This window comes from Clostridium sp. (genome assembly GCF_051650885.1).
GTDB lineage: Bacteria > Bacillota > Clostridia > Clostridiales > Clostridiaceae > Clostridium.
Genome location: NZ_JBOFRG010000253.1, coordinates 1 through 18,302 on the forward strand (window position 1 = coordinate 1; position 18,302 = coordinate 18,302).

Annotated in this window: 19 protein-coding genes, 2 riboswitches and 1 other annotated feature; of the genes, 10 read left to right on the forward strand and 9 right to left on the reverse strand. The window is 28.0% G+C overall.

The window, feature by feature from the left end; genetic code table 11:
• A partial coding sequence (locus tag ACRC28_RS11995; RefSeq protein WP_438543681.1) for an alanine:cation symporter family protein occupies positions 1-647 on the forward strand: 647 nt, incomplete at its 5' end.
• A gap of 63 nt (positions 648-710) precedes the next feature.
• On the opposite strand, the gene ACRC28_RS12000 is transcribed toward ACRC28_RS11995, so the two are convergent.
• On the reverse strand, positions 711-1,787 hold the full coding sequence (locus ACRC28_RS12000; protein ID WP_438543699.1) for a GNAT family N-acetyltransferase: 1,077 nt from the start codon (positions 1,785-1,787) through the stop codon (positions 711-713).
• 381 nt (positions 1,788-2,168) lie between these two features.
• Between ACRC28_RS12000 and ACRC28_RS12005 the strand changes: the two genes are divergently transcribed.
• Genes ACRC28_RS12005 through ACRC28_RS12025 form a run of 5 tightly spaced genes read left to right on the forward strand, consistent with a single transcriptional unit; the run spans position 2,169 to position 6,473 of the window.
• Positions 2,169-2,708 (forward strand): helix-turn-helix domain-containing protein, encoded by a 540-nt coding sequence (locus ACRC28_RS12005; protein ID WP_438543682.1) that lies wholly within the window; start codon positions 2,169-2,171, stop codon positions 2,706-2,708.
• Positions 2,709-2,738: 30 nt separating this feature from the next.
• On the forward strand, positions 2,739-3,785 hold the full coding sequence (potA, locus tag ACRC28_RS12010) for a spermidine/putrescine ABC transporter ATP-binding protein (RefSeq protein ID WP_438543683.1): 1,047 nt from the start codon (positions 2,739-2,741) through the stop codon (positions 3,783-3,785).
• A gap of 3 nt (positions 3,786-3,788) precedes the next feature.
• Positions 3,789-4,631, forward strand: a complete 843-nt coding sequence (locus tag ACRC28_RS12015) for an ABC transporter permease (protein WP_438543684.1) — start codon at positions 3,789-3,791, stop codon at positions 4,629-4,631.
• A complete protein-coding gene (locus tag ACRC28_RS12020) occupies positions 4,625-5,431 on the forward strand; it encodes an ABC transporter permease (protein WP_438543685.1) in 807 nt (268 codons plus the stop codon). Before ACRC28_RS12015 ends, ACRC28_RS12020 begins: the two co-directional genes overlap by 7 nt.
• A complete protein-coding gene (locus ACRC28_RS12025) occupies positions 5,409-6,473 on the forward strand; it encodes an ABC transporter substrate-binding protein (RefSeq protein WP_438543686.1) in 1,065 nt (354 codons plus the stop codon). The genes ACRC28_RS12020 and ACRC28_RS12025 overlap by 23 nt, the downstream gene beginning before the upstream one ends.
• A gap of 30 nt (positions 6,474-6,503) precedes the next feature.
• On the opposite strand, the gene ndk is transcribed toward ACRC28_RS12025, so the two are convergent.
• Positions 6,504-6,905 carry a nucleoside-diphosphate kinase gene (ndk, locus tag ACRC28_RS12030; RefSeq protein ID WP_438543687.1) on the reverse strand — a complete coding sequence of 134 codons (402 nt, stop codon included), beginning with the start codon at positions 6,903-6,905 and terminating at the stop codon, positions 6,504-6,506.
• Between the two features lie 102 nt (positions 6,906-7,007).
• Between ndk and ACRC28_RS12035 the strand changes: the two genes are divergently transcribed.
• On the forward strand, positions 7,008-7,280 hold the full coding sequence (locus ACRC28_RS12035) for an acylphosphatase (RefSeq protein ID WP_438543688.1): 273 nt from the start codon (positions 7,008-7,010) through the stop codon (positions 7,278-7,280).
• A 68-nt stretch (positions 7,281-7,348) separates the two neighbouring features.
• Positions 7,349-7,918, forward strand: coding sequence for a hypothetical protein (locus ACRC28_RS12040; protein ID WP_438543689.1), 570 nt, complete (start codon positions 7,349-7,351; stop codon positions 7,916-7,918).
• Positions 7,919-7,975: 57 nt separating this feature from the next.
• On the opposite strand, the gene ACRC28_RS12045 is transcribed toward ACRC28_RS12040, so the two are convergent.
• The gene (locus ACRC28_RS12045; protein WP_438543690.1) at positions 7,976-9,313 is read right to left on the reverse strand and encodes an alanine/glycine:cation symporter family protein; all 1,338 of its coding nucleotides are present in this window, start codon (positions 9,311-9,313) and stop codon (positions 7,976-7,978) included.
• A gap of 69 nt (positions 9,314-9,382) precedes the next feature.
• Positions 9,383-9,465: riboswitch (glycine riboswitch) on the reverse strand.
• 2 nt (positions 9,466-9,467) lie between these two features.
• Positions 9,468-9,546, reverse strand: a riboswitch (glycine riboswitch).
• Positions 9,547-9,622: 76 nt separating this feature from the next.
• Positions 9,623-11,119, reverse strand: coding sequence for a 2-isopropylmalate synthase (locus tag ACRC28_RS12050; RefSeq protein ID WP_438543691.1), 1,497 nt, complete (start codon positions 11,117-11,119; stop codon positions 9,623-9,625).
• Positions 11,120-11,167: 48 nt separating this feature from the next.
• Positions 11,168-11,349, reverse strand: a binding site (T-box leader).
• Positions 11,350-11,463: 114 nt separating this feature from the next.
• Here ACRC28_RS12050 and ACRC28_RS12055 point away from each other — a divergent pair.
• Complete coding sequence (locus tag ACRC28_RS12055; protein ID WP_438543692.1) at positions 11,464-12,252, forward strand: Cof-type HAD-IIB family hydrolase; 789 nt, start codon at positions 11,464-11,466, stop codon at positions 12,250-12,252.
• A 39-nt stretch (positions 12,253-12,291) separates the two neighbouring features.
• Here ACRC28_RS12055 and ACRC28_RS12060 read toward each other — a convergent pair whose 3' ends face one another.
• The 4 genes from ACRC28_RS12060 to ACRC28_RS12075 form a co-directional block, all read right to left on the reverse strand.
• Positions 12,292-13,776 carry a L,D-transpeptidase family protein gene (locus ACRC28_RS12060; protein ID WP_438543693.1) on the reverse strand — a complete coding sequence of 495 codons (1,485 nt, stop codon included), beginning with the start codon at positions 13,774-13,776 and terminating at the stop codon, positions 12,292-12,294.
• Positions 13,777-13,886: 110 nt separating this feature from the next.
• Positions 13,887-14,471 (reverse strand): GNAT family N-acetyltransferase, encoded by a 585-nt coding sequence (locus ACRC28_RS12065; protein WP_438543694.1) that lies wholly within the window; start codon positions 14,469-14,471, stop codon positions 13,887-13,889.
• 78 nt (positions 14,472-14,549) lie between these two features.
• Complete coding sequence (locus tag ACRC28_RS12070; protein WP_438543695.1) at positions 14,550-15,509, reverse strand: D-2-hydroxyacid dehydrogenase; 960 nt, start codon at positions 15,507-15,509, stop codon at positions 14,550-14,552.
• A gap of 24 nt (positions 15,510-15,533) precedes the next feature.
• Entirely contained in the window at positions 15,534-16,394 is an 861-nt protein-coding gene (locus ACRC28_RS12075; protein ID WP_438543696.1) for a TraX family protein, read from the reverse strand.
• Positions 16,395-16,510: 116 nt separating this feature from the next.
• Here ACRC28_RS12075 and ACRC28_RS12080 point away from each other — a divergent pair, with 116 nt between their 5' ends.
• Positions 16,511-17,389 (forward strand): 50S ribosomal protein L11 methyltransferase, encoded by an 879-nt coding sequence (locus ACRC28_RS12080; protein ID WP_438543697.1) that lies wholly within the window; start codon positions 16,511-16,513, stop codon positions 17,387-17,389.
• A gap of 12 nt (positions 17,390-17,401) precedes the next feature.
• Here the strand turns inward: ACRC28_RS12080 and ACRC28_RS12085 are convergent, their stop codons facing one another.
• Entirely contained in the window at positions 17,402-17,740 is a 339-nt protein-coding gene (locus ACRC28_RS12085) for a hypothetical protein (protein ID WP_438543698.1), read from the reverse strand.
• Between the last annotated feature and the right edge of the window lie 562 nt (positions 17,741-18,302).

The window sequence follows — 18,302 nt, forward strand, 5'->3', positions numbered from 1 at the left end:
CAGGTGGAACTCTTGGTGGAATTATTTTAATTGGAGTTAAACGTGGATTATTCTCTAATGAAGCTGGTATGGGAAGTGCTCCAAATGCCGCCGCTACTGCTACTGTTTCTCATCCTGTTAAACAAGGTCTTATTCAGACATTAGGTGTTTTTACTGATACAATTATAATTTGTAGTTGCACTGCATTTATTATTCTTTTATCTGGTGTTGATTACACTGCACCTGGTGTAGAAGGAATTCAACTTACTCAAAAAGCTTTAAGCTCTCAGATAGGATCCTTTGGAAATATTTTTATAGCTATCTGTATCCTACTGTTTGCTTTTAGTTCAATTATTGGAAATTATTATTATGGAGAATCTAACATTGAATTCTTAACTTCAAAAAAGAGATACCTTTTCTTATATAGACTTTTAGTAATTTTTATGGTTTTCTCTGGTTCACTTGCAAAAGTGTCTGTAGTTTGGAATTTAGCAGATGTATTTATGGGCTTTATGGCAATAGTTAATCTTATAGCTATTTTCTTACTAAGCAAATTTGCCTTTGCTGCCCTTAAAGATTATTCGGCTCAAAAGAAAGCCGGTATTAAAGAACCTATCTTTAAAAAGTCTTCTATCAAAGGATTAGAAAATGTTTCTGAATGGGAATAATATATAAAAGATCGCTTACCCGATCTTTTTTTATGCAAAAAAAGATAGACACTTATAACTTGTCTATCTTATTCCTACTTCTTTATATAATTTTTCTTCTATTTCTTTTCCACATACTTTTTTTATTAAGCTTAAGCAAAGTTCTAATGTTCCCATTAAATTTTTGCTTAACATTATCTTTCCATTATCCGTATAATTTCTATTTATTACTCTTAACCCTAGCTTTTCTTCATTTGAAAGTCCATCTAAAAATTCACCTTGCGGGACTACAATCCCTTTAAGTTCTTTACATTTTGCCAAATAATTTATCCCTTCAGCAAATGCACAAATATAATCACACTCATTATAATTTTTTAATATATAATCAATTATATTTTTTGAATTTTTATTTAGATCAAATCCGCCAGGAATAATTATTACATTTGGATTTGGATTTTCATTTTCTTCTATCTTAATATTAAGCTTCACCTTTGAATTTATTTCTATATCTTCTTTAAATGAAATTGTATTTATTTTAAATATATCTTCTTTTGCTATTTCATTTGCCTTTTTTAATAATTCAAATGGCATAGAATAATCTAACATACTCATATCCTCTGTTAATAATATATCGACATGTTTTTTGGTTCCCGTATTAGCGCTAAAGAACTTTTCTTTAGTAATTCTAAATATAAATCCATCTCTAGCTTTTCCCATTTGTTCAAAATGAAACTTTTTAGCAAGCTCTATTCCCTTTTCGCTTTTTATAGTATCCATCATTATATTTCCACCAAATTCTTGGAAATAATATTCAAGCATTAAGTTTACTGCTTCTTTTCCATAACCTGCATGTCTATATTTATTTTGTACCTTTATATTAAACCTTGCAGTTTTCGTGACTAAATCATAACCATGAAAGCTTACTTCTCCAACTGGGATATCTTTATTGTTATATATAAGGCAATAAAAATTTTTACCATCTGATGGACTTACCATCTTTCTATAGAAAGGTTCCCACTTGTCTTTTGTAAAGTGAAATATACCACCAATCCCCTCCATAGTCTCCTTATCACCCCATAATATTGATACATATTCCATTTCATTAAATTCTGGTTGCTTTATATATACCTTTTTTCCATTTCTTCTATAAAGACTTTGCATCTTTTTCACCATATATCCCCTTCGTTTTATTTAATTTCATTATATCAAAGTTACATAACCTTTTTCCACTATTTTGATTTTATTTCTCTTAAAACTTTATTATATTTTAAAATTCACCACTTCTCCATCATTTTTTCTTTTTCTTGATTAGTATTTGTAAACTTTAAATCATTTCTTTTTAAACTTTTTAAAACAAATCACTATTCTATGCCATTTCTCTTAATTTGTTATTATTAATTTTTTTAATTTTTTTTGAATAAATATATTGATTTTTTCCACTAAAAATCTTATAATAATTTTTGTTTGTTTAGTAAATATAAACTTTATGTTTAGTAAAACTTATTTTTATAAATATTTTTTCATGAAAGAAGGTGTTTTATTTTGGAAATTGGTGATAAAATCCGTAGTCTTCGTATTGCAAAAGGATTAACTCAAGAAGAACTTGCTAATAGATGCGAATTATCTAAAGGCTTCATTTCACAAGTTGAAAATGATTTAACTTCTCCATCCATTGCAACTTTAGTTGATATATTAGAAATTTTAGGAACAAATCTTACAGAATTTTTTAGTGACAAGCATGAAGAACGTGTAACTTACACTCCTGACCATATGTTTGAAACTGATGATAATGAGTTAAAATATAATTTAAAGTGGCTTGTTCCAAATGCTCAAAAGAATAGTATGGAACCTATAATGCTAACACTTTTCCCTGGTGGTCGTTATATTGAAGAAGAGCCACATGAAGGTGAAGAATTTGGACTTGTTTTAAGTGGTAGCATAACTTTACATTTAGGTGATATGACTCATAAAGTAAAAAAAGGTGAGACTTTTTATTTTAAACCTAAATGGAATCATTGGATATCTAATAATGGAAAAACAGCTGCAAAAATAGTTTGGGTTGTTACTCCTCCATCATTCTAAATAATATATTTTGTAGAAAGAGGTGTTTTCATGAGTGATAACATTTTAGAAATTAAAGGTATTAATAAAAAATATGATGATAATGTAGTTTTAAACAATTTAAATCTTAATATTAAAAAGAATGAATTTTTAACACTTCTAGGTCCTAGTGGATGTGGAAAAACTACTACATTAAAAATAATTGCAGGATTTGAAACAGCAGATAGCGGGAAGGTTATGTTTGGAAAAGAAGATTTAGCTTCTATCCCACCTCATAAAAGACCTGTAAATACTGTCTTTCAAAAATATGCTTTATTTCCTCATATGAATGTATTTGAAAATATTGCTTTTGGTCTTAAAATCAAAAAAGTTCCAAAAGATATTATAAAAGAGAAAGTAACAGAAATGTTAAAGTTAGTTGCCTTACCTGGCTTTGAAAAAAGAAATGTTGATTCTTTAAGTGGTGGACAACAACAAAGAGTTGCTATAGCTCGTGCTCTTATTAATGAACCAAAAGTTTTACTTCTTGATGAACCTTTAGGTGCTTTAGATTTAAAACTTAGAAAAGAAATGCAAATAGAACTTAAAAAAATTCAACAAAGACTTGGAATAACTTTTATCTTTGTAACACATGACCAAGAAGAAGCTTTAACTATGTCTGATACTATAGTTGTTATGAATAAAGGAATTATTCAACAAATGGGTACGCCTCAAGATATTTATAATGAACCAAGTAATGCTTTTGTAGCTGACTTTATAGGTGAAAGTAATATTGTTGATGGAATAATGTTAGATGACTTTAAAACAGAATTTTGTAATAAGGTTTTCCAAACACTAGACAAGGATTTCCAAAAAAATGAGCCTGTTGATGTTGTAATTAGACCTGAAGATATACAAATGGTTAAACCATCTTCTGAAACTTTAAATGGTATTGTTAAATCAGTTATTTTTAAAGGTGTTCATTATGAAATCGAAGTTAAAATTGAAGATACTGATTATACTTGGATTATACACAATACTAAAATGGCTGAAGTTAATAGCAGAATAGGACTTTCACTTCAACCTGAAGATATCCATGTAATGAGAAAGGTAAGATAGCATATGAAAAAGAGTAATAAATTTAGCTTTATAGCAACTCCCTATGCACTTTGGAGTGCTATCTTCATCGTTGTTCCATTACTAATTATTATATTTTTTAGTGTAACTGTGGAAACCTCTACTGGATATAAATTTTCATTAGACAATTTTACAAGAATGTTTCAAGAACAATATGTAGCTATTTTTACAAAATCTATAGTTCTTGCAGCTATTTCCACAGTTCTTTGTTTAATTTTAGGATTTCCTATTGCATATATTATTTCAAAAATGAATATTAAACATCGTAATTTAGTTATTATGTTGTTTATTCTTCCTATGTGGATGAATTTTCTATTAAGAACTTATGCTTGGATTCCTATCTTAGGGAAATATGGAGTGATTAATAATTTTCTCTCTTTATTCGGCATAGAACGTATTCAATTATTATATAGAGAAGGCACTATCCTTTTAGGTATGGTTTATAACTTCTTACCTTTTATGATTCTTCCTATATATACTGTATTATCAAAAATAGATAATAATTTAATAAATGCAGCTAAAGATTTAGGTGCTGATAATAAAACAATTTTTAGAAGAATAGTATTTCCATTAAGCCTGCCTGGTGTAGTTTCTGGTATTACTATGGTGTTTATGCCTGCTGTTTCTACCTTTGTTATTTCTAAGCTTTTAGGTGGTGGAAAAACTATGCTTATAGGAAATGTTATAGAACAACAATTTACTGCAACTAATAACTGGCATTTTGGATCATCAATTGCAATTATATTAATGATTTTAATTCTTATTTCTATGGCCTTTATGTCAAGATTTAGTGAAAACAATGTAAAAGGTGGTGGTAAGCTATGGTAAATAAATTTACATCCTTTATAAAAAGATTCTATCTTTTTATTATTTTTGTATTTTTATATGCACCTATCGTTACACTTATCTTTTTTTCATTCAATAAGTCAAAAAGTATGGCTAAATGGACTGGCTTCACCTTTGATTGGTATAAGTCTCTTCTTCAAAATGATACTTTACTTGAAGCATTATATTATACTATCCTAATAGCTGTTATAGCCTCAGTTATTGCAACTATTGTTGGAACTATCACTGCTATTGGAATTTACTATATGCGTGGAAAAAGAAAAGCTTTATTATTAAATATAAATAACTTACCTATTTTAAATCCTGATATAGTTACAGGAATTTCTTTAATGAGTCTTTTTATATTTTTTAAATTTAGTTTTGGATTCAAAACAATGCTTATAGCTCATATTGTATTTGATATTCCATATGTTATACTTTGCGTCCTTCCTAAATTAAGTCAGCTACCTGATAATACAATTGAAGCTGCCATGGATTTAGGTGCAACTCATTCATATGCACTTAGAAAGGTTATTCTGCCACAAATAAAGCCTGGAATTGTTGCTGGTCTTCTTATGGCATTTACAATGTCTATAGATGATTTTGTTATTTCCTTCTTTACAACTGGTCCTGGAGTTACAAACCTTTCAATAGAAATTTATTCTATGGCTAGAAAAGGAATTAATCCACAAATTAATGCTCTTTCTACCCTAATGTTTGTAACTGTTTTAGCTTTACTTCTAATTGTAAATAAAAAAACTAACTCAAGAGGTGATTTAAATGGGAAAACTAAAGAATATTAAAGTTATAATTTCTCTTTTAGTAGTTATCTTAATATGTATTGGTCTTCTTTTTGGATATTCTAAAATGAAAGAAAGTACAACATCTACAGGTAAAGTTCTTAATGTTTACAATTGGGGAGATTATATCGACCCTACTTTAATAACACAATTTGAACAAGAAACTGGTATTAAAGTTAATTATAATACTTACGACACAAATGAAACTATGTATGCAAAAATAAAAAGCGGAAGTAGTGATTATGATATTGTTGTTCCATCTGATTATATGATTGAAAAAATGATAAAAGAAAATTTATTAGAAAAAATTGATTTTAGTAAAATTCCTAATTATAAATATATAGGGTCACAATTTAAGCATTTATCTTATGACCCTACGGATGAATATTCTGTTCCATATATGTGGGGAACTATTGGAATTGCATATAATTCTAAATATATTAAAGGACCTATTACAAGTTGGAAAGACCTTTGGAATCCTAAATATAAAGACCAAATAGTTATGTTTGACTCTGTTCGTGATTCCATGGCTATTGCTTTGAAATCTTTGGGATATTCTATGAACTCTACAAACCCAGAACAAATAAAAGAAGCTGGTGCTCTTCTTCGTGAACAAAAGCCTTTAGTATTAGCTTATTTTGTAGATGAAGTAAAGGATGCACTTTTATCTGGTGAAGCTACTATTGCTCCTGTATGGTCTGGAGATGCAGCCTATATGATGAGTGAGGATCCTGATATTAAATATGTAATTCCTAAAGAAGGTTCAAATGAATGGTTTGATGCTTTAGCAATTCCAAAAAATGCTCCTCATAAGGAAGCTGCTGAGGAATTTATAAATTTCTTATGTAACCCTGAGAATGGTTTGAAAAATGTTGAATATATAGGCTATCAAACTCCTATTCCAAAAACATTCGATATGCTTCCAGAAGATATAAAGAAAGAATATCCAACAAAAGAGCAATTAAAGAATTGTCAAATTTATACTGATTTAAATCAAAAAACTTTAGATCTTTATGATGAAGAATGGATTAAATTAAAATCTTAAAATACGCTGCACAAAAGTGCAGCGTATTTCTTATATATTAAACCAAATTTTTATTTCTCTTTCTGCGCTTTCTACTGAATCAGAGCTATGGACACAGTTTTCTCCTATACTATCCCCATACAAGTTTCTAATTGTTCCTTCTTTTGCTTTTGAAGGATTTGTATCTCCATTTAATTCTCTAACCTTCTTTATGGCATCTTCTCCTTCAATTATCATTGCGCAAATAGGATTTCTTGTTATAAACTGAATTAAGTCATTAAAAAATGGCTTTTCTTTATGTTCTTCGTAATGTTTCTTTGCAATATCCTCACTAGCTCTTAAAAGTTTCAATTCTTTAATTTCTAAATTTTCTTTTTCATAAATACTTATAATTTTTCCAATTACCTTTTTCTCTACTCCATCTGGTTTTATTAAAATTAAACTTCTTTCCATTTTATACCTCCATTTACTTTATATTCTATATTATAGTTTTGAAACTGTTTTCATGCAACGGTTTATGTTATAATTATATAAAATTTATTTTTGGAGGTTTTTATGGAAAGATTGTTAATAAATGTAACTGGAAAAGTACAAGGAGTTGGGTTTAGATATCTTTGCCAACGTCTCGCTTTAAAATATTCTTTAGTTGGAACAGCTAAAAATTTAGATGATGGGACTGTAGATATTGTAGTACAAGGGGATACTTCTAATCTAAAGCTTTTTATTTCAGATGTTTTAAAAGGAAATAGATTTATCACTATTTCAACACATACTGTCACCACTTTAACTATTGATTCAACATTAAAAAAGTTTAATATTTCTTATTAATTCTATTGTTGTAAATATTTACAAGTGCTATAATTTTCTTATGTTTACAAATTTATGGAGGTTTTTTTATGGGAGATCCATTAGTCCTTAGAAAATTGGCTTTAGATATGATTAAAAGAGGTAACTTACCTAAAGCAAAGCTTGCCCTTTCAAAGTCACTTTCATTAGATTCAAGGACTCACGATACTTATACTTTACTTGGAGATATTTGCTTTTTAGAAAATAAATATAGCTTAGCTAAATCATATTATTTGTCAGCTATGCATCTTTTGCTTTCTTCTTTAATTAAAGAGTTACCTGAAAGTGATATTAATAGCAACTTTTCTTCTCTGCCTAAAGAAATACAAGATTCCTTACCATCTAAATATGCATGCTATGTTTTAAAAGAATATATTATTCCTTATCATATGGGACAGGTTCTTTTAAATAATGAATCAAATGAATATAATAAAGTTTATAAAGAAGCTTTAATCACTAAGCTTACTTTAAATTCTATTTTATCAAGACATGGGTTATCTTACGAAGATTATCTTGAATATAGAAATTATACACTTATTCCTACTGGTAGAGATTATTTAATAAATAACCTTCAATGGAATTCTATTTTTTCAACTAATGTAAGAGATTTATATCTATAATTTAATATTTTTCAAAAAAAAGTCCTATATAGAATAAATCTACATAAGACTTTTTTTTTATTTTATTTTATCTAAATATATTTTTGTTTCTTCAAATACAACCTTCCTTAAACCAATTAACGCAATTAAATTTGGAACTGCCATTAATCCATTAACAATATCTGCTGATATAAATATAACATCTATCGTTAAAAATGATCCTATAAGGACAAGTATTATATATAAAATTTTATATGGTAATATTAATTTCTTACCAAATAAATATTCAATACACTTTTCTCCATAATAATTCCATCCAAGTATTGTTGTAAAAGCAAAAAAGATTAATCCTATATTTACTATATATTTTCCTATTATTGCAATTGGAAAACCAATTTCAAAAGCAGCTGTCGTTAAACTTGCTCCATCAAGTGGTGAATTATACATTCCTGTAAGTACTATTACAATACCTGTCATTGAACAAATTATTATTGTATCAAAAAATGTTCCTGTCATTGATATTAACCCTTGCTTTGCTGGTTCTTTTGTTTTTGCCGCTGCAGCTGCTATAGGTGCACTTCCAAGGCCTGACTCATTTGAAAATACTCCTCTACTAACCCCTCTTTGCATTGCAATCATAAATGTTACCCCAAAGGCTCCTCCAAGAGCTGCTTCTGGATTAAAGGCACTTCTAATAATTAAACTAATAGCTTCTGGTACTTGCCCAAAATTAAAGATTATAACTATTAAAACACCTATTATATATAAAGCTGCCATAAATGGCACTATTTTTTCTGAAACACTTGATATTCTCTTTATTCCTCCTAAAGTTACTAAAGCTACTAATATAGTTACTACAACTGCTGTTACTACAATTGGAATATTAAAACTATTTTTCATTCCCTCTGACATAGAGTTAACTTGTGCAAAAGTTCCTATTCCAAAAAGAGCCACTAATACTCCAAAGAAAGCAAATATCTTAGCAAGCCATTTATTATTCAATCCATTTTGGATATAATACATTGGTCCACCTTTAACTTCTCCCTTGCTATTAAATTCTCTATATTTTATAGCTAAAAGTCCTTCTGCATACTTAGTTGCCATTCCAAAGAATGCTGCAATCCACATCCAAAATAATGCTCCTGGCCCTCCTGCTTTAATAGCTGTAGCTACTCCCACTATATTTCCTGTTCCTATAGTTGCTGAAAGTGCTGTACAAAGAGCACCAAAGCTTGAAACATCACCTTTTTCATCACTTTCTGTATCTTTCGTAAATACTAATTTTAGTGCATGTCCTAGTTTTGTAACTTGTAAAACTCTTAGTTTTACCGTTAAATAGACACCTGTTCCTACTAACATAATTAATAATGGTGGCCCCCATACAAAATTGTCCACCGCGGTTAAAAATTCTTTCATAAAAAAATCCTCCTAAAATTTAAATTTTGGGAGGAGATTGTATAACAAAATAGAGATTTTGTTATAAATCCCCTGTCCTTTTACCTGAGAGTTTCGATATAGTTTCCTATATCTTTCTCCTTCGGTGCTCTTTAATAGAGTCTCTCCAGAGGCTCGTCCAATAGCAGTCCTTTTACCTGAAAGATTACCATCTTCGGTGGGGAAATTTCTTCCCTCTCTCCTACTATCTTCATCCGAACATATTTAATTTTATTAACATTATAATAATTTTTTATCTTTTTTGCAACGTTTATCTTAATATTTTCTTATTTATTCTTTATTAAGTGCATTTACATAGGCTAAAATACTAGCTTCTATTACATCTGTACTAACCCCTCTTCCTATTACCCTACTGTTTTCTGATTCTAACTTTATTGATACTTCTCCTAATGCATCAGCACCACTTGTTATTGCATTTATACTATAATCTGCTACAATTCTTTTTTTATCTAAAACTCTTTCTATTGCATTGTAAAGAGCGTTAACAGGTCCATCTCCACAGGCTGCTTCTTCTCTTACCTGTCCATCAATTTCAAGCATTACTGTTGCTGTAGATGTTATATTATTTCCTGTACTTACATTAAATGATTTCAATTTATATTTTTCTTTTATATTTATTCTTCCATGATTTAATATAGCTTCAATATCTTTATCTGATATTTCCTTCTTTTTATCTGCTACTTCTTTAAATTTTACAAATGCATCATTTATAGATACCTTATCTACATCATATCCAAGCTCTTTTACTCTATCCTCAAATGCATGCCTTCCTGAATGCTTTCCAAGTACCATATTATTCTTTTTAAAACCTACTGACTCTGGTGTCATTATTTCATAGGTTTCTCTATTTTCTAATATCCCATGCTGATGTATTCCAGATTCATGTGCAAATGCATTTTTCCCAACTATAGCCTTATTCGGTTGTACACTTACCCCAGTAAAATGAGAGACTAAGCTAGATAATCTATAAATTTTTTCTGTATTTATGTCTAAGTTAAAATCATAAATATCTTTTCTTGTTTTGATTGCCATAATTATTTCTTCTAAAGCTGCATTACCAGCTCTCTCTCCTAAACCATTAACAGCGCACTCTATTTGCTCTGCTCCATTTTCTATAGCTGCTAAAGAATTTGCTACTGCAAGGCCTAAATCATTATGACAGTGAACACTTATTTTTGCTTTTTCTATTCCTTTTACATTTTCCTTTATCCCCTTAATTAATGCCCCAAATTCATTCGGTGTTGTATATCCGACTGTATCTGGAATATTTAATATTGTTGCACCTGCATCTATTGCCCTTTCTAATACTCTATATAAGAATTCTCTTTCTGTTCTTGATGCATCTTCTGGAGAAAATTCAACCTCTTCAACTAATGTTTTTGCATAGGCAACCATTTTCCCTATTTTTTCTAAAACCTCGTCTCTAGACATTTTTAGTTTGTACTTCATGTGAATATCAGATGTTGCTAAAAATGTATGAATTCTTCTTTTATTTGCCCCTTTAATAGCGTCATATGCTACGTCAATATCTTTTTTATTTGCTCTTGCTAATGCATTTATAGTTGAATTTTTTATATTTTCTGCAATAAGCTTAACACCTTCAAAATCTCCTTTAGATGTTACTGGAAACCCTGCCTCTATTACATCTACTCCTAGATTTTCTAATGCCTTTGCTATTTCTAACTTTTCATTTGGATTTAAACTTACCCCTGGTGTTTGTTCTCCATCTCTAAGCGTTGTATCAAAAATATAAATTTTCTTTTTCATGTTTTCTGCCCCCTTTTTAATATAAAAAAACCACGTATGTCTCCAGCATTTTGGAGCGAATTACGCGGTACCATCCAATTTTTTTCTTAATTTAAATAACGGCTTTCACCGACACAAAATTTGTGCAAACTCTAAGACAAGTTCAAGAATGATTATTTGCAAAGCTCTCACCTTTCCTTTGCTCTCTTTAAAATATCCTTTTCCTTACTACTTCTTTTCATAGTCTTTAACTCTTTATTTATTTGATAATAATAACTTATTTTACTTTTATTGTCAATAATTATTTTTGGCAATTTATATTTTTTCATGGTAAAATATGTTTGATAGAAAGAAAGGGTGATATTATGATAAAACTTATAGCTACCGATATGGATGGTACACTTTTAGATGAACATGGAATTATTCCAAAAGAATTTTTTCAAGTCTTTAATAAATTAAAAGAAAATAATATAAAATTTATTGTTGCAAGTGGAAGACCTTATTATACTTTATATGAAAATTTTTCTCCTATTAGTGATGAATTAACTTATATTTGCGATAATGGTGCAATGGTTGTTGATAAAGGGGAGATAATTTCTATTTCTAAAATGAATTCTAATTACATAAATGAAATTATTTCAGAATGTGAAAAACTTGAAAAGGTACATATTATTTTATGTGGCGTTAATAGTTGCTATCATAAGCCGTGTTCCATTGAAGCTTTAACTGAAATAAATAAATATTATATAAAGAAAAATGTTGTAGAAGATTTTTCTCATATTGATGATATAATTTTTAAAGTTACAGTATTGGATTTAGGTCTTGCATTAAAAAATTCATATCCTATTTTAAATCCTATTTTTGGTGAAAAACTAAATTGTGTTGTTTCAGGCGATGTTTGGGTTGATTTCACTAATAAAGGAACTAATAAAGGTGAGGCTTTAAAGAAAGTTCAACTCCAAAATTCTATTTCTTTTGAAGAAACTATGGCTTTTGGTGATTTCTTTAATGATGTTGAACTCTTACAAAATGCTTATTATAGCTTTGTTATGGACAATGCTTGTGATGAAATGAAAAAACATGGACGTTTTATAGCTAAGAAAAATACTGAAAATGGCGTTATTCAAGCCATTAAAGAGTATACTAATATTTAAATTTAAAGTCCCTCATTAAAAGCTAATGAAGGACTTTTTTTAATATAGTATTATTGGCATGCTTCCATCTATATTATTATAAATTGTTTGAGCTACATTATATGGCAGATTAACACATCCATGAGAACCGTTAGTTCTATATATACTTCCTCCAAACTCTCCTCTCCATGTTGCATCATGTAAGCCTATACCTCCATTAAATGGCATCCAGAACTTTACTGGTGTTGCATAGTCTTCTCCTCTTAAAACTGCATCTAGCTGCTTATAAGTTAGCTTGTACACACCAGCAGGAGTTCCCCATCCACGACTTAAATTTCCTGTTACTATTTTACCTTCTGTTAGGAGCTTTCCATTTTTATAGTACCAAATATGTTGATTATCTAAACTTATTTCAACATAACTATTTCCAATATCATTTCCACTTCCTACATTTCCCGTTTGCTTGAAAATTGGCTCTTTATTTATATTTTTTATATTTTTTATTCCATTTAATATTTCCTTTTGTGTTTCTTTTCTATCTACTATATATCCAAAATTTCCTCCACCTATAGTTATTTCATTTCCATAAGAATTTTTAAATTTTCTATTTCTTCCTGCTGTTTCAAAAGTATTTTCTAGACTTTTAGTATATTCTAAAATTACATCCTCTTTTACCATAGGCTTCATATTTTTATCTACACTTATTGCATCCCCTAATGTCTTTTTATCTAGCTCTAAGGTTTTACCCCCATAAGTATAAGAAATTTGGACATTCATCATTTTATCTAACTCTTCTTTTGCTTCTTTAACCTCTTTTGAATCTTTTGTATACTTTGGACTTTTATAAATATCCAATTTTTCTATATCTAATTCTTCTTGACCATTCTTTATTGCATTTTTAATTTCTTTTACTAGCTTTTCTTTATCAATTTCATTTCCTTTTACTTCATCAATAATCTCAAAGCCTTCACCATTATATTTAAAACTTGCATCTTTTGCTTTAACTCTATTCTCTTTTTTTAGAATTTGTAATCCATCTATCTTCTTATTTAGATTTTGCTCGTCATATGTAACTGCGTTATCTAACACCTTGTCTATTGGATTCAAGTATCCGCTTATCCAAAATAATGGATTTTGATTTTCCATCATTTTTTTTAATTCTTCTTCCCCATCAAACTGTAAGTTTATATCTGTTCCTTTTATCTTTTCTACCTTACCCTTCTCTCTTATTATTAGCTCATAATTTTCAACTGAATTATTAAGTTTTTCCTTTGCTTCACTTACAGTATTAGCTTCTACACTAATATTATTTATTTCTACTCTTGCTAAAAATTTATCGTTATAATAAAAGCTTCCTCCTAAATATCCTCCAAGAACTAAAGTTCCTACAATTCCCATTCCTATATATAGTTTTTTCTTAGATTTCTTTTCCTTACTTTCTTCCTCTCCCTCCTCACTTTCATTTTCATCTTTTTCTTCCTCATTTACAGCTATTTCTTCTAACCCAGCAATTTCTTTTTCTTTTTCTTTTTTTATTTTATCCAAAGTCCCCCTCCTAAAACTAAATATTATTCACTCTATTTCTATGCAACTAATTTTAATTTTAGAAATAAAAAAAGCATGTTTTCAAAATTTGAAAACACACTTTTTCTTTATTATATTTTTAATACCATTTTTAAATCGCTTCTATTTTCTAATTTATATCCAAATTTTCTATAGAATTCTACTAATTTGTGATTATTTGCTCTTAAGGATAGTTTATTATATTTTCTACAAATTGCTTCACTTAGAACTGCTTCTAGTAAAATATAGCTATATCCAAGACCTCTGTATTCTTCTTCTATATATATATTAGATAAATAATACTCATTTAAAGTACATTCTTTATAAAATAAATATTTTAATATTTCTATTAAAAACTTTATTTTATTTTTCTTTCCTTCTCTATAAGAATACATAATCATATCTGATTTTATTGTTTTAACCTTTAATTCTTTTCCTCCAAAAGCTAAGAAAAAACCAATAGTCTTTTCATTTCTTTTTAGAACCTTAAAGTTTTTATAAAAAAATCTATTTCCTTCATGCATCATAAGACGCCTTAATATAACTAATCTTTCCTCTTCAGTTCCCATTCCCCACTCATATTCCGGGTCATCCTCAGTTTTATATAACATTTTACTGAGCCCTTCAATATCATCTTGATTTGCAATTTCTATACTATAATTTTCACTTGAATCCAAATTTCCATACTCCTTTTCTCTACCATATTAAATATATTTACTATATATATGCTAAAGTTTTATTTTTTTTCATTATTTTTATAAATCAACTCTATTTCTTACTTCTTTATTATAAAATGCTTTTATATTTAAAACAACATCTTTAAAAAGTCTTTCTCTAGCTTCTACACTTGCCCATGCTATATGTGGTGTCATTATTAATTTTTCTTTATTCTTTACTTTTAATAATGGACTTTCTATTGGTAATGGTTCAACTGTAAATACATCTAAACATGCTCCCTTTATTAAATCCTCATCTAATGCTCTTCTTAAATCCTCTTCAACAACTATAGGTCCTCTTCCCATATTTATAAGAACTGCATCTTTTTTCATCTTTTTTAAGTTTTCATAATTAATTAGATTTTCTGTATTTTCATTTAATGGTGCATGTATTGATATTATGTCCGACGTACTTAATAATGTGTCTAAATCTACACTTTTGTACTCACTATTATTGTTTTTTCCTGATGTTGAATAATAAACAACATCTACTCCAAATGCTGTACAAACCTTTGCCACGCCTTTACCTATAGCTCCAAGACCTATAATTCCCCATGTTTTATTTTCTATATCAATAAATGGTCTTTCTAAATTTGTGAAAAATCCTGATTTTGAATATTCCCCTGATTTTACGTAATTATCATAATGTAATATTTGATTGTTTAGTGAAAGTAATGTTGCAAAAGTATGTTGCACTACTGTTGGTGTTGAATATCCAGCTACATTAGTAACTGCTATACCCTTTTCTTTTGCATAGCTTATATCTATATTATTGAAACCTGTTGCTGTTTCACATATAATCTCTAGGTTTTTACAGACATCCATTACTTCTTTATCTATTACAACTTTATTAGTTAAAATTATATGAGCATCTTTTACTCTCTCTATTCTTTCTTCCATACTAGTTGTATGATATACAGTAACTTTTCCAAATTCCTCTAAAAGTTCTTTTTTAAATTCTCCAATTGCTTTTCCGTCTAAAATAACTATATTTTTCATATCCCTACTCCTTTATCAAACTTATTATCTCAATAATATACCCAGAATAAAACATATATATATAACTACTGGATATATGTAGTAAAATATCTTTTTAATTTTAATTCCTTCTTCTTCATTATATAGTAAAATAAATATTATTCCAAAAAACATCATCCATTGTGGAAACTTTAATAGCTCACTTAAACTAAAACCTGGAATAAATAATCCACTAATTACAAATAGACCTGTAATTAACATTCTCTTATTTTTTCTAAATACATATACTATTAATGCAAATGCTGGACCTATTATTGCTGTTTCTGTTAATATACATACTGAAAAAATTATTAATACTCTAATTAATGCTTTCTTATCAAGCTCCTTCTTAGATCTTTCTAATGCATTTACTAAAAGCAGAACACCTGCTAAGGCTAAAAACATATTACTTCTTAGTAAATCTATGCTATTATCTATTTTTCCAAGTAAAAGCATCATTCCTAATGACAGTATAAAGACTATAATAATCCCCCATCTATCACTCAAACATTTACCTTTAAAATTTAAAACAAAGAATATAAGACTTACTAAAATTAAAATTAATCCATAAATTACTATTCCCTCTTTAATTTTTTCAAAATGTACCTCTCCATTTATAGTTACTCTCATTATTAATGAAATGATTACATTAAGACAAAGCATTCCTTCACCAAATAAAAGCATCCTCTTTAAATAATTTTTAAAAGAACTTGTTTTATAATATCCATCCACTGTTAAAAATATAGCTACTGGCATAACTACTCTACCTGGATAGTTTAAATAAAATGGTACATTTGGGATAAACATTCCTATTGTTCCTAAAATAAAACATATTACCATTACAACTTTAATTTGAAATCTGTTCATCTTTTTCCCCTTTCTTCTTTTGATTATATTAAAATTATACAATGGTTACCTTTACTTTGAAAGTTTTTTATACTAATATACCTTTATAAGAATATTTTTTAGAAAGAAGGTTTAATATGTTTATATTATCTTATGAATTCCTATCTAATGAGGTTGATGAAAAAGTCGAATTACTTCAAATTAACGATATATTTGACGTTTTCTATGAAAACCCTTTAGAAATAACTACAGATGAATTTGGATATGGTTACTTAGAAAAAGAAAATGTTTCTCTTACTTTAAAGGTTGCATTTAATGATGACTCTAGTGATTTAGACAAATTTACAAAAACTGTTTCTTCTATCTTAAATAAAGAACCTTTTAATATAGAAGAAATAAATTATGAGTATGATGATTTCAAAATGCCTCCTGTAGAACTTAATAATGACTGGGTTTTAATACACCCTGATTATGCTACAGAATATGAAAATAAAAAAATAATTAATTTTATATCTCAAGGTGCTTTTGGTACCGGTCTTCATGAAACTACTCATGATATTTTGAATTACATATTAGAAGAAGATTTTACTAATAAAAAAGTTTTAGATATAGGTACTGGTTCAGGAATACTTTCTTTAGCAACTGCTATAAGAAATGCTAAAGAAGTTATTGCTTTAGATATTCGTGATATTTCTGAAGAAGTAATCCTAAACAGAGATTTAAATAATTTAGATAATATTATTCCAGTAGTTGGTGATGCATTAAGCGAAAACTTAATCCATTCCTCTGATTTTGATTGTATCTATATAAATATAGGTGGAGAAGAAACTAAACTATTTATAGATTTTATAAAAGCTCATTTAAAATCTGATGGTTTATTATTAGTTTCTGGTCTTGTTACTTGGAGCTATGACTCTATAAAAGAATTTGTTTTAGATGAAGGTTTTATCTTTGAAAAAGAATTTATAACAAATGAATGGTGTACTTGTATATTTAAAAGAAAAAAACTAAGATGAAAAATTTTCATCTTAGTTTTTTCTTTTATTTTTTTTAGAATTTCTTTTTTCCATTAATCTCTTTGCATTTTCACGCTTCTTATCTCTATCTTCCATAATTTCTTTTGTATCAACTAATCCTCTTTGGCTCGCGAAAGACTTATGTAATCTCTTAATTACAACATACCATACTATTGTAAAAGTAATTATTGTAGCAATTCCTGTAACTAGTGCTACATCCATACTCATTCCTGAAAAAACATTAATTATATAAAATATTATTCCTATTACAACTCCTGCAATTAATGATGTTTTTTTATGAAAACCTTTATCTCTCAAACATTTCTCTAAATACGCTTCTATAAACTTCATATATTCCTCCTATATTTTAATACTATATATATTCTCTAAATCATCTAAAAATCCTTTTTTTATCAGTATAATTTTCTTTTTTATACTTTTATATTTGTAAAAATTATATTAACAAATTCACCTTTTATCAATCTTTTTTGCATTTAAAATCTTTTTTGGAATTAATTAGCTAATGTAACCTTTTTGTATCTTTCTTTCTTTTTGGCTTTTTTTACCTTAATACTGTAAACTAATGTTCATAGCCTTTTTAGCCTATAGAAAAAATTTTCCTTCTTTATTTTTTCTGAATTTTTAGAATTTTTTTAATATTATCTTTTTTAATTTTAATGTACTTTAAATTAACTTTATGTATAAAAAGTTAATAGTTTTGAAAATTATGGAATTACATTTTCTATAATCCTATGCTATAATACATAAATATCAACGATTTATATTAGGAGGTTGTTACATATGATGAAAAAAGCATTAGTCTCTTTTTTCACTATAGTTACAGTTACATGTAGCTTAAGCGTTACTTCTTTTGCTGACACACCAAATAACAAGTCCTTAAACGATGATAAAG

Bases quoted from the DNA above. Each gene is read 5' to 3' on its own strand.
- ACRC28_RS12020 (WP_438543685.1), top strand. From the start codon at position 4,625: ATGGTAAATAAATTTACATCCTTTATAAAAAGATTCTATCTTTTTATT.
- ACRC28_RS12045 (WP_438543690.1), bottom strand. From the start codon at position 9,313: ATGAAAGAATTTTTAACCGCGGTGGACAATTTTGTATGGGGGCCACCA.
- ACRC28_RS12015 (WP_438543684.1), top strand. From the start codon at position 3,789: ATGAAAAAGAGTAATAAATTTAGCTTTATAGCAACTCCCTATGCACTT.
- ACRC28_RS12080 (WP_438543697.1), top strand. From the start codon at position 16,511: ATGTTTATATTATCTTATGAATTCCTATCTAATGAGGTTGATGAAAAA.
- ACRC28_RS12040 (WP_438543689.1), top strand. From the start codon at position 7,349: ATGGGAGATCCATTAGTCCTTAGAAAATTGGCTTTAGATATGATTAAA.
- ACRC28_RS12025 (WP_438543686.1), top strand. From the start codon at position 5,409: ATGGGAAAACTAAAGAATATTAAAGTTATAATTTCTCTTTTAGTAGTT.
- ACRC28_RS12070 (WP_438543695.1), bottom strand. From the start codon at position 15,509: ATGAAAAATATAGTTATTTTAGACGGAAAAGCAATTGGAGAATTTAAA.
- ACRC28_RS12000 (WP_438543699.1), bottom strand. From the start codon at position 1,787: ATGCAAAGTCTTTATAGAAGAAATGGAAAAAAGGTATATATAAAGCAA.
- ACRC28_RS12035 (WP_438543688.1), top strand. From the start codon at position 7,008: ATGGAAAGATTGTTAATAAATGTAACTGGAAAAGTACAAGGAGTTGGG.
- ACRC28_RS12075 (WP_438543696.1), bottom strand. From the start codon at position 16,394: ATGAACAGATTTCAAATTAAAGTTGTAATGGTAATATGTTTTATTTTA.
- potA (WP_438543683.1), top strand. From the start codon at position 2,739: ATGAGTGATAACATTTTAGAAATTAAAGGTATTAATAAAAAATATGAT.
- ACRC28_RS12055 (WP_438543692.1), top strand. From the start codon at position 11,464: ATGATAAAACTTATAGCTACCGATATGGATGGTACACTTTTAGATGAA.
- ACRC28_RS12085 (WP_438543698.1), bottom strand. From the start codon at position 17,740: ATGAAGTTTATAGAAGCGTATTTAGAGAAATGTTTGAGAGATAAAGGT.
- ACRC28_RS12050 (WP_438543691.1), bottom strand. From the start codon at position 11,119: ATGAAAAAGAAAATTTATATTTTTGATACAACGCTTAGAGATGGAGAA.
- ndk (WP_438543687.1), bottom strand. From the start codon at position 6,905: ATGGAAAGAAGTTTAATTTTAATAAAACCAGATGGAGTAGAGAAAAAG.